The organism is Bradyrhizobium sp. P2_E8 (assembly GCF_056403875.1).
This window is the reverse complement of record NZ_JBFUES010000199.1, coordinates 1-9295: the sequence shown is the minus strand read 5'-3', so window position 1 is coordinate 9295 and position 9295 is coordinate 1. Positions and strand designations below refer to the sequence as shown.

The following is a 9295-nucleotide window of genomic DNA, read 5'->3' as shown; positions in this document are numbered from 1 at the left end:
ATGTCCAGTCGAGGGCGTAATCCCAGCAACGTGCATTGGAACCGGCGGACGTTAAAATTTGATGCCAAATGATACCGGTGCTCTTACCGAAAAATAACTCTTTGGAGTCCCGCCGTAAGCTTGGCGTAAGCTTCGGCCGCCTTTTTCAGGATGCCTGCTCCCGTATCGGCGGCGCGGAACCAAGCGCGTGCGTCGCTCGTTCTTGCCCCATGCAGATCAGGGCAGACCATCGAAACATATTCTTGCTGGGGGCGGTGACGCTCTGCTGCGTCGTCGTCGCCGGCACGCTTGCGCTGTACGAGCCGGTCCTTGGACAGGCTCCGGAGCGGCGGGTCGCCGATAACAGCAGGCCGGTCGATGCCGCAGCCCCGGCGGCGGTCCGGGTGGTCGGGGCGCCCTTCGTGCCCAACGTCAATCCGCGCCAGAGATAGCGCTCACCTCGGGGATGCGCCCTTCGGAGATGTGCCCTCGCCCTCCCCGGGCCGTCCATGGGCACGCGCCAATTCCTCGACGAACGCGATCACCTCTGCCCGCTTGTCGGGCGACAGCGACAGGAACGCGCGAACAAGCCTCAAGCCCTCGACTTCGTCCGACTTCTCTTTTCCGGCATCCATCCGCCCACTGTCGGGCGCCCGGGAAAAATATGCAATCCCTTGCAGGATACCTTCTTGATTCGCCCCTCGAGCTTTGGTGGAATGGCCCCAACAGGGGTGGCCCATGAAGTGGATCACGGAGCGCGACGCACTGATCGCGCAGACACTGGCCTTCGTCCAATCGGTAACCGGCAAGAAGGATGACCTCCATCCGCCGGAAAGCCCGCCTGTTGCGTTCGCGGTGACCACGGAGATCGTGACCGTGCAGGCCATTGCGGCCGAAACCGACCCGCCACCGGCGGTATCTCCCCCGGCCCCCGAGGCTCGGCCCGTCCAGGTCCCGCCGCCCCGCACGGGTGGCGATTTCCGCACCGAGATGCAGGCCAGGATCGCCAATTTCCGCAAGCATCAGGAGCGGTTCGAGCGCGAGCGCGAGGAATATTGCGCGGCGACCCTGACAAAAGTCCGCGCCGCCATCCGCGACGCCGCCCCACCTCCGCCGGCCTCCAAGTAAGGCAGGCAGGCAGCCCGTCAGGGACCTACAGCCAGGACCAAACCAGCCAGAGATTGGCTGCGCAGGCACCGAGCAGCGCCACCGTCAGCGGCAGGAGCATGTGCCCGCAGGAGGTTTTCAGGTCGCTCGTCATGGCCGAAAACATCCGCTGATTCCGGCCGGAGAGTCCCAGGGATTCTTTTTTTGAGGATTCAGGACTCGTTTACGACTCAAGGACCCTGGCGTCCCGATCACGCCGCCGTGATTACGCGTCCGCCGGAACCCCGCGCCGGTGAAGTCGTTAATGCGCTTTCCGGGAGCGGGAAGAATGCCCTACGCCTTGTTCTGTAACGACGCCCAGATCAGCAAGGCCTATCCTGATGAGTCCGACGTCTGGAAATTGGCGCAGCGGAGCGGTCTCGTCGTGGATGTCAGCGCCGACGACGAGCGTGCCGGGCCGCGCCGGGTGCTCGACAACGACTACGAGATCAAGCCCTGCCGGGCAGCGCAGGGCGAGGACCCCGCCACGAACAAAGCCGAGGCCGAGCGCCAGTCCAGGATTGAGCTTCAGCTGAATTTGTGAGGTCGAGCCGGAAGCAGCCGGAGGATTCAGGGCGTCGCCGTCGCCAGCGATGCCTGCTCGCCCGCCAGCGCCACGCAGGCCTTGCGGCGGTGCAGCCCGCGGATCGCGCCGGTGACCTTCAACACCTTGCCGGAGGGACAGGAGGCGTCCTTGACGAAGGCCACCTCATAGGGTGCCAGCATCAGAGGCTCGGATTTGAGGATTGTTTGAGCAGAGCATGGCACGGCGACCAAGCACGAGAGCACTGCTGCCGACACCAAGATACGCATGACCGTCGTCCCACCAGCCCTGTAATTCACATATAACGCGTTCCGGAGCGCGAGTTCCGTAAGCGGCAAAGATTATTTTTGCTTTACGCCGGCCCCATGACACGCGTGAGAAGGCGCGCGCCGGAATGTTTGCTTGCAAATGACGCGCCAGATGGTTCACGCCAAGCAAACAACGGGCTGGCGAACGACGGGTGGGCAAACGAAAGGCCGGCGCGAGCCGGCCTTTCGTCAGATCTGGGACTGCCGCTGGCGGGTCAGTAGCGCGAGGCTGACGGACCGCCCCAGCCGAAGCGGTAGTTCACACCGACCTTGACCGTATGCTCGTCCTCCCGGCCGCGGACGCCGACGATGTCGGCCGGCCCGGAGGTGAACGTGGTGCTGCCGAAATTGTAGTACTGGTACTCGGCCTTGGCCGACCAGCTCGGCGCGAACATGTATTCGAGGCCAGCGCCGACGGTGTAGCCGTCCTTGTTGTTACCGGCGGCGGTGAAGGTCTGCGGCACGCCGGCGACGTTGACGCCAAGGCCGCCATTGCGCCAGGCGTAACCACCCTTGGCGTAGAGCAGCGTCGGACCCCAGGTGTAGCCGATCCGGCCAGTCACCGACCCGAGCTGGTCGGTATTGGACGTCACCTGCGTTCCCAGCGGGAACGTGACACCGTTGTTGTTGGTCGGCAGCCAGGAATACTGGGCCTCGACACCCACGACCCAATTGGGCGCGAACTGGTAGTCGAAGCCGCCCTGCACGCCGCCCAGGAAGCGGGCGTCGCTCGACTGGAAGCTGCTGTCACCGGCGAACGCGCCGCCGACATGGCCGCCGATGTAGAAGCCGGTCCAATTGTAAATCACCTGCGGCGGCGTATAGGCCGGTGCCTTGGTATAGGGGCGCGGCTGCATGTCGGCCGCTGCGGCCGGCGCGGCTAGCGCAAGCAGAGCGACTGCGCCCAGCAAAATCGTTTTCATATCCATCCCCGTTCTTTCAAAATCGACCCTCAGCAAACAACGTGGCGTGAATTTGGTTGCTTCGCGGCGATGCCGGAACGTTGATCTTTCGGTACTGTGACGGGGTGGCAACATCGCGATTTTGTTCCGTCACGTTGCCTTGCACCGACTGTTTCTGCCGCCCGCGCAAGGCTTGCCGTAACGATCTGTCGCAAGGCTAACTCGCCCCGTTCAAAGCTCGCCAAAATGTGATCCAGCGGCTCCGGCGGCTTCTGTCCTAGCACCAGCCGATGAAGGCGGGCTTTGCGCTACCGCGTCATCTTTTCCAGTTCCGGAAAGGGTGCGTAAACCGCGCCGGTACAGAACTCGCTGGCGCGATCGAGGACGCGGTCGGCCCGTCCGTTGACGAAGACGACGGCGCGCTCGCGCATGGCCTTGTAGCTGCCGTCGGTCTCGCGGGGCGTGAAGCGCAGGCAGCTCACGTAGAACTGTCGGCCGCCGACCTCGCGCAGCACCGGCTCGGCCATGCCGGCCTCGCGCACGCCGACCGGATTGTTCAGATAGGCGCGCATCAAGGCGAGCGTGTCACCGCGGAAATTGTCGGGAAAAGGCTGAGGACCTCCAGCCTGGGTCTCGGCCATCAGGGTCGGACGGTCACCGTCGCTGCCGAAACACCCCGCGAGCGCCAGCGGCAATGCCAGGATCAATAGCAGGCTCGCCGCACGTTTCGCCAATCGCCCCACAGGTCACGCTCTCCGCTCGCTCAGATCAGGGAGATGTTCTAGCCCCAAGGTTGCGCGAAGGGAATTCGCTTGCAGGCGCACCGGCCCGCCGCCGGTGCCTTGCGCTTTCGCGCAAGACGCCGGGACAACGGACCGGGCCTGAATTCCGCACGCGCCAGCAGGGCAATGCCAGGGATGCCGCCGCGCGGGATCAGTCGTTAGCTGCGCTTCTCGGTCGTCACCGGCTTGGTGACGTCCGGCTGCGCCTTCAGCGACTTCTTGGCCGACAGATGCTTGTGGTGATGGCGATGCGTACGCACGGTCTTGTGCTCGTCGGGCGTGACCGCGGCGTTCGCATTCATCGTCTTCGACTTGGCGTCGACCTTGGCATCCGCCTTGACGTCGGCGGCCTTGGTATCGGCCTTGACGCCGGCGTCCGGTTTCGCGGCGGTGTTCGACGTCTTGGTCTGGCTCTGGTCTGCCTTGATCACCGGCGCGGTCGTGGTGGTCTTGCCGGCCTCGGCCGCGAAGGCCGGAGCTGCGATCACGGAAGCTGCGAGCAAGGCTGCGGAAATGGTCTTCAACATGGTTTGTCTCCTCTTGGAAGGATCTTGAGGCGGGCGCCCTCTCGCCAACCCCTTCGATCGTAGGTGGGAGCCTAGATCTCGCGCGCTGAACCCAGTCTGAAGCCGGTTGCAGGCTTCCGTTCATCTGGATGACAAGTTTGTCATCTGCGGCAGGGCGAAGGGACCGGGGCGGCCGGGAATGTTTTTGCCCGGCGGGTGTTCCGGTCTTCAGGCAATCGTGTAGGATCGCCACGCTTCATACGGGAGAACTTAGATGCGCAAACTCTCAATGCTTCTGCTGCCGGGACTCGTTTCGATGACGCTCGCTGCCGGGCCGGTGCTGACCAGCGCCTATGCCGCGGGCGGCGACGACCCCTCCTCGCCGCCGAAGTCGGACACGTCGACCAAGAAGGGCAAGAAGAAGAGCTCCTCCGTCAGCGATCCGAAATTCCTTGCTGCCTATCGCACCGCCTACACCACGATCTACGACGACCATAACTACACGGGCGCGATCGATCAGTTGAAGTCGCTCAAGCGCGACGACGTCGCCGACGTCGCCAATCTGATCGGCTATTCCTATCGCAAGCTCGGCGACTACCAGTCGTCGAAGGTGTATTACGAACTGGCGCTGAAGGACGATCCGAACCACGTCCGCACCTGGCAGTATTACGGCCTCTGGCAGCTCGAGCAGGGCAACCGCGAGCAGGCGCAATATCACCTGAACAAGATCGCTTCGCTCGCCGGCACCGACAGCTCCGAGTATCGCTCGCTGGCCGCGGCGCTCGACAAGCCGACCGGCGCGACGCTCGTCTACTAAGCCATCTGGTTTCCGTACGACGCGAACCGGCACAACCTCGGGGTTGTGCCGGTTCTGCTTTCTCGGCTAGCCTCCCGCACCAATCCTTCCCTCGCAAACCGGTGCGCAATGGACAGTTGGCTGCGATCCGCGATCGACTACATCGGCTCCTGGGTCGAATTCCAACAGACGACAGTCCAACAGCCGGGCGTCATCATCGCATTCGCCCATCGCGGCGAGGTCGTCGCCGAGCACGCCTTTGGCCTTGCCAATCTCGACACCGGCGAGAAGCTCACCCCGCGCCACCGCTTCCGCATCGCCTCGCACTCGAAGAGCTTTACCTCCGCCGGCATCATGAAGCTGCGCGAGCAGCGCAGGATCCGGCTCGACGACACCGTCGGCCAATATGTCGCCGGCCTGCATCCGCGCGTCGCCGAGACGACGATTGCGCAGGTGCTCTCGCACAGCGCGGGGCTGACGCGCGACGGCGCCGATTCCGGCCAGTTCATCGACAGCCGCCCCTATCTCAACGCCAGGGAGCTGCTCGCGGAGCTGAAACTGCCGACCGCGATCGAGCCCGGCACGCGCTTCAAATATTCCAATCATGGCTTTGGCCTGATAGGTCTCGTGATCGAAGCGATCACGAAAGAGCCCTACCCGGTCTGGATCAGGCGCGAGATCATCGAACCCGCGGGCCTGCGCGAGACCGAGCCAAACGTACCGCTTCCCAAGGGGGCGCCGTTCGCGCGCGGCCATACCCGAACGCTGCCGTTCGGCGAGCGATGCGTGATCCCCGGCGACAATCCCGCCCATGCGATGGCGTCGGCCGCGGGCTTCGTCGCCACCGCCGGCGACACCGCCCGCTTCTTCGCACAGCTTGCCCCCAACGCAAGAAAGAGCGTGCTGTCGGTCGCGAGCCGCCGCGAGATGACGCGGCACCATTGGCGCATCCCGCAGAGTTTCGAGGGCTATTACGGCCTCGGCGTCAACGCCGGCAAGACCGACGGCTGGGACTGGTTCGGCCATGGCGGCGGTTTCCAGGGCTACATCTCGCGGACCTGCTCCATCCCCGCTTGCGAGCTCGCGATCAGCATCCTCAGCAACTCCATCGACGGCGCGGCGCCGCTCTGGCTGGACGGGGCGATGCAGATCCTGCGCGTCTTCAAGACCCGCGGCGCGCCCGACCGGCGCCTGCGCGACTGGACCGGCCGCTGGTGGACGATGTGGGGCGCGGCCGATCTGGTGCCGATGGGCAACCGCGTGCTGATCGCCAATCCGCAGTTCAACAATCCGTTCATGGATGCCGCCGAGATCGAGGTCACCGGCCGTGATGCCGGCAAGCTCTTCTGGGCCGCCGGCTATTCCAGTCACGGCGAGCCGGTGCGTCGTGTCCGCGACAAGCGCGGCAAGGTCAGCGACATCTGGATCGCAGGTGCCAACGTCAAGCCTGCGAGCGTCGTGGCGCGCGAGATCGCGCGGAGATATCCCCCGCGCAAGCGCCGGCCTACTCCCTGATCAATCCCTCGACCTCGCCCCGAAACGCCTGCCGCGAGCCGTCGCGCGAATAGAACATGTGGCCGCCGGGATAGACGACGAACTTGATCCGCTGGGTCGCGAACGCCGGCAACTGGTCGAGCACACGCTTCGTTCCGAAATAGGGCGTGGCGAGATCGAACAGGCCGTGTGCGACCACGATGTTCAGCTTCGCATCTGTCGCGAGGATCTGGCGCAGCTCGGACACTGACTGCGGCGGGTTGATGCCGCGGCCGAAATCCCACTGGCCCTCGACGGCGCCGTTGAGGACTTCGTAGGAGCCATCGGGCCGCCAGTTGAGCTTGCGGGTCAACACGTCGACCGCGGCGCTCGTCAGCGGCGCCTGGAGCGCGTCGCCCGAGGGATCCCCGAAGCGCGTGCTGCTGGAATCCGGATAGGGATCGAAGCCGCGCACGGAGGCATCGTAGCGTCCCGTCACCTTGCCGTTCTTGCGATCGAATTCGCGGCGGAATTCACCGACGTCGAAACGGCCGGCGAGCCTGCGGCTCACCGCCTGATCGATGCCGGTGAGCTCGGCGACCTTGTCGGCCAGGCGATTGGTAGCCTCCTTGTCGGCTTCGCCCTTGACGAGGTCGGCCAGGAATTCGCCGCGTGCGTAAGCCTCCACGTCGGCGAGATCGGCGCGCTTGACCGGTCCTTTGGCCTCGCGCGCCACCGCCACATAGCTCGGCAGCGTCGCGACATATTGCAGGAGGCTGGTGCCGGTGAACTCGCGGAAGTCGAGCAGCGGCGACACCAGGATCAATCCCCTGACGCCGACGCCGTGCTGGATCTGCAACTGGCGCACGACCTTCGGCCCGCGGATGCCGCCATAACTCTCGCCTGCAACGTATTTCGGCGAGACCAGCCGGTCGTGCTTCTCGAGCCAGCGGCGGATCACCAGCGCGATCGCGTTGACGTCACCGTCGACGGAATAGAAGGACTTGCGCGCGTCCTCGCCGGTCGCAACGAACCGGCTGTAGCCGGTGCTGACGGGATCGATGAAGACGAGATCGGTGAAATCGAGCCAGGTCTCCGCGTTCGGCTTCACCTCGGGCGAGGCCGACGGCGAGAGGGCTTCGCCATCGAGCGGCAGTCGCCACGGGCCCGCAGCGCCGAACTGCAGCCATGCCGAGGACGCGCCGGGTCCGCCGTTGAACAGGAACGTCACGGGGCGCGTCGCGCGGTCGGCACCTTCGAGTTGGTAGGACGAGTAGGCGATGTCGGCCAGCGGCTCGCCCTTGCCATCGAACACGCGGATCGAGCCGGCGGTTGCGGCGAAGTTGAGCGTGCGGCCGGGCAGATCGAGGGTCTGCTTCGTGGTCGAATCCGACGGGAGACGGTGCGGCTCGGCGGCTGACGATGAAGTCTGCGGCGCGCTTTGCGCGCCACTGCCACGCCCACCCTTCTGTCCGGCTGGGGCCGCCGTCTCGGCGCGCGGCTGCGGCGGATCGTCTGCGCGGGCAAATCCCGCGAGCGCGACCGCGGAGACCGCCAGCACCAGCGCCGCACGGCGGACCTCCTGCAAACCCGTGACCATGATCGTTCTCCCTATCCGGCCGTGAGAGCCGGTGAGGCCGATAGGCTAGCGCGGAATTGCGACGGTTTGGGGGATCATGGGTCCGACGCCGCCCAACGAGGCCGATCGGGCTGGAAACACCCCGGATTCGTCCCGGACCCGCCGGCCGCCCGTTTGCCTTGAAGGGCGGTCATCCTCGACAATGCGGGTCCGGGTGTATAGACGAGCCCGGCGGAACTTTCTCGAGCCAGCGGCCCTGCCCGGAAGCCATGACCAAGCCAGCGCGCTACGACCGGATCGCCTTCGTCGCCAGCCCGAGCAGCGAGGCGCAGACCGCCTTCGGGCAGCTCACCAGGGACTATGGCAATTGCGACCCGAACGAGGCCGACGTCGTGGTCGCGCTCGGCGGCGACGGGCTGATGCTCCAGACGCTGCATCAGCACATGCACACGGGAAAGCCGATCTACGGCATGCACCGCGGCACGGTCGGTTTCCTGATGAACGAATACTCGACGCACGATCTGCGCGCGCGGCTCGAGGCGGCCCATGAGTCCGAGATCAATCCGCTGCTGATGCGCGCGACCGACGTCAACGACCACGTCCACCTGCACCACGCCATCAACGAGGTCGCTCTGTTCCGTCAGACCTACCAGGCGGCGCGCCTGCGGATCCTGATCGACGAGCGCGAGCGCATGCCCGAGCTGATCGCCGACGGCATCATGGTGGCGACGCCGGCAGGCTCGACCGCCTACAACCTGTCTGCCCAGGGGCCGATCCTGCCGATCAACGCCGCGCTGCTGGCGCTGACCCCGATCAGCGCCTTCCGCCCCCGCCGCTGGCGCGGCGCGCTGCTGCCCAACACGGCCTATGTCGTCATCGAGGTGCTGGAGGGCGACAAGCGCCCCGTCGCCGCGGTCGCCGACCACGACGAGGTGCGCGACGTCCGCCGCGTCGAGGTGCTGTCCGACAAGACCATCTCGATGCGCATGCTGTTCGACCCCGGCCACAGCCTGGAAGAACGCATCTTGCGCGAGCAGTTCGGGTACTGAGCCCCCTGCCCGGTCGCTTTGGGACGCCCGGTCGCAACCCTTCGTTAACCCCCGCCACGATATGGTTAACGAAGGTTGACCGCTCTGGCCCAGGCGTCATGTTCCGCATCGATTTCAACAAGCTGCGCTTCCTCGTCTGCGACGACAATCCGCACATGCGCCGCATCCTGCGGACGCTGCTGCATTCCTTCGGCGCGCGCGAAGTGTACGAGGCCGAGGACGGCGCCACGG

12 protein-coding genes and 1 pseudogene are annotated in these 9295 nt (G+C 65.5%); 7 read left to right on the top strand and 6 right to left on the bottom strand.

All coding sequences use genetic code 11. The annotated features are described in order from the left end of the window. Positions 1-209 precede the first annotated feature (209 nt). The gene (locus AC1D00_RS13680) at positions 210-431 is read left to right on the top strand and encodes a hypothetical protein (RefSeq protein ID WP_404557723.1); all 222 of its coding nucleotides are present in this window, start codon (positions 210-212) and stop codon (positions 429-431) included. Between the two features lie 3 nt (positions 432-434). On the opposite strand, the gene AC1D00_RS13675 is transcribed toward AC1D00_RS13680, so the two are convergent. Continuing rightward, positions 435-614, bottom strand: coding sequence for a hypothetical protein (locus AC1D00_RS13675; RefSeq protein WP_477011029.1), 180 nt, complete (start codon positions 612-614; stop codon positions 435-437). 103 nt (positions 615-717) lie between these two features. On the opposite strand from AC1D00_RS13675, the gene AC1D00_RS13670 reads away from it, so the two are divergent. Together AC1D00_RS13670 and AC1D00_RS13665 are read left to right on the top strand one after the other, a co-directional pair. Beyond that, positions 718-1107, top strand: coding sequence for a hypothetical protein (locus AC1D00_RS13670; protein WP_477011028.1), 390 nt, complete (start codon positions 718-720; stop codon positions 1105-1107). A gap of 307 nt (positions 1108-1414) precedes the next feature. After that, complete coding sequence (locus AC1D00_RS13665) at positions 1415-1669, top strand: hypothetical protein (RefSeq protein WP_477011027.1); 255 nt, start codon at positions 1415-1417, stop codon at positions 1667-1669. Between the two features lie 26 nt (positions 1670-1695). On the opposite strand, the gene AC1D00_RS13660 is transcribed toward AC1D00_RS13665, so the two are convergent. The 4 genes from AC1D00_RS13660 to AC1D00_RS13645 all read right to left on the bottom strand — a co-directional run bounded on the left by AC1D00_RS13660 (position 1696) and on the right by AC1D00_RS13645 (position 4188). Next, on the bottom strand, positions 1696-1938 hold the full coding sequence (locus tag AC1D00_RS13660) for a DUF6719 family protein (protein WP_092191392.1): 243 nt from the start codon (positions 1936-1938) through the stop codon (positions 1696-1698). A 254-nt stretch (positions 1939-2192) separates the two neighbouring features. Then, on the bottom strand, positions 2193-2900 hold the full coding sequence (locus tag AC1D00_RS13655; protein WP_477011026.1) for an outer membrane protein: 708 nt from the start codon (positions 2898-2900) through the stop codon (positions 2193-2195). A 287-nt stretch (positions 2901-3187) separates the two neighbouring features. Further along, on the bottom strand, positions 3188-3622 hold the full coding sequence (locus AC1D00_RS13650) for a hypothetical protein (protein WP_404557731.1): 435 nt from the start codon (positions 3620-3622) through the stop codon (positions 3188-3190). 197 nt (positions 3623-3819) lie between these two features. Beyond that, positions 3820-4188 (bottom strand): His-rich protein BRANT, encoded by a 369-nt coding sequence (locus tag AC1D00_RS13645; RefSeq protein WP_135174313.1) that lies wholly within the window; start codon positions 4186-4188, stop codon positions 3820-3822. 253 nt (positions 4189-4441) lie between these two features. On the opposite strand from AC1D00_RS13645, the gene AC1D00_RS13640 reads away from it, so the two are divergent. Together AC1D00_RS13640 and AC1D00_RS13635 are read left to right on the top strand one after the other, a co-directional pair. Continuing rightward, positions 4442-4984, top strand: a complete 543-nt coding sequence (locus tag AC1D00_RS13640; RefSeq protein ID WP_135174312.1) for a tetratricopeptide repeat protein — start codon at positions 4442-4444, stop codon at positions 4982-4984. A gap of 108 nt (positions 4985-5092) precedes the next feature. After that, the gene (locus AC1D00_RS13635) at positions 5093-6478 is read left to right on the top strand and encodes a serine hydrolase domain-containing protein (RefSeq protein WP_477011025.1); all 1386 of its coding nucleotides are present in this window, start codon (positions 5093-5095) and stop codon (positions 6476-6478) included. Here AC1D00_RS13635 and AC1D00_RS13630 read toward each other — a convergent pair. After that, complete coding sequence (locus AC1D00_RS13630; RefSeq protein WP_477011024.1) at positions 6468-8036, bottom strand: S10 family peptidase; 1569 nt, start codon at positions 8034-8036, stop codon at positions 6468-6470. The genes AC1D00_RS13635 and AC1D00_RS13630 overlap by 11 nt on opposite strands. A 248-nt stretch (positions 8037-8284) precedes the next feature. Between AC1D00_RS13630 and AC1D00_RS13625 the strand changes: the two genes are divergently transcribed. Further along, complete coding sequence (locus tag AC1D00_RS13625) at positions 8285-9064, top strand: NAD kinase (RefSeq protein WP_135174309.1); 780 nt, start codon at positions 8285-8287, stop codon at positions 9062-9064. A 98-nt stretch (positions 9065-9162) separates the two neighbouring features. Next, a pseudogene (locus AC1D00_RS13620) lies at positions 9163-9295 on the top strand (response regulator); the annotation flags it as partial.

Coding starts and splice junctions, on each gene's coding strand:
- AC1D00_RS13655 (WP_477011026.1), bottom strand. CDS start 2,900: ATGAAAACGATTTTGCTGGGCGCAGTCGCTCTGCTTGCGCTAGCCGCG.
- AC1D00_RS13630 (WP_477011024.1), bottom strand. CDS start 8,036: ATGGTCACGGGTTTGCAGGAGGTCCGCCGTGCGGCGCTGGTGCTGGCG.
- AC1D00_RS13645 (WP_135174313.1), bottom strand. CDS start 4,188: ATGTTGAAGACCATTTCCGCAGCCTTGCTCGCAGCTTCCGTGATCGCA.
- AC1D00_RS13635 (WP_477011025.1), top strand. CDS start 5,093: ATGGACAGTTGGCTGCGATCCGCGATCGACTACATCGGCTCCTGGGTC.
- AC1D00_RS13640 (WP_135174312.1), top strand. CDS start 4,442: ATGCGCAAACTCTCAATGCTTCTGCTGCCGGGACTCGTTTCGATGACG.
- AC1D00_RS13660 (WP_092191392.1), bottom strand. CDS start 1,938: ATGCGTATCTTGGTGTCGGCAGCAGTGCTCTCGTGCTTGGTCGCCGTG.
- AC1D00_RS13670 (WP_477011028.1), top strand. CDS start 718: ATGAAGTGGATCACGGAGCGCGACGCACTGATCGCGCAGACACTGGCC.
- AC1D00_RS13675 (WP_477011029.1), bottom strand. CDS start 614: ATGGATGCCGGAAAAGAGAAGTCGGACGAAGTCGAGGGCTTGAGGCTT.
- AC1D00_RS13625 (WP_135174309.1), top strand. CDS start 8,285: ATGACCAAGCCAGCGCGCTACGACCGGATCGCCTTCGTCGCCAGCCCG.
- AC1D00_RS13680 (WP_404557723.1), top strand. CDS start 210: ATGCAGATCAGGGCAGACCATCGAAACATATTCTTGCTGGGGGCGGTG.
- AC1D00_RS13665 (WP_477011027.1), top strand. CDS start 1,415: ATGCCCTACGCCTTGTTCTGTAACGACGCCCAGATCAGCAAGGCCTAT.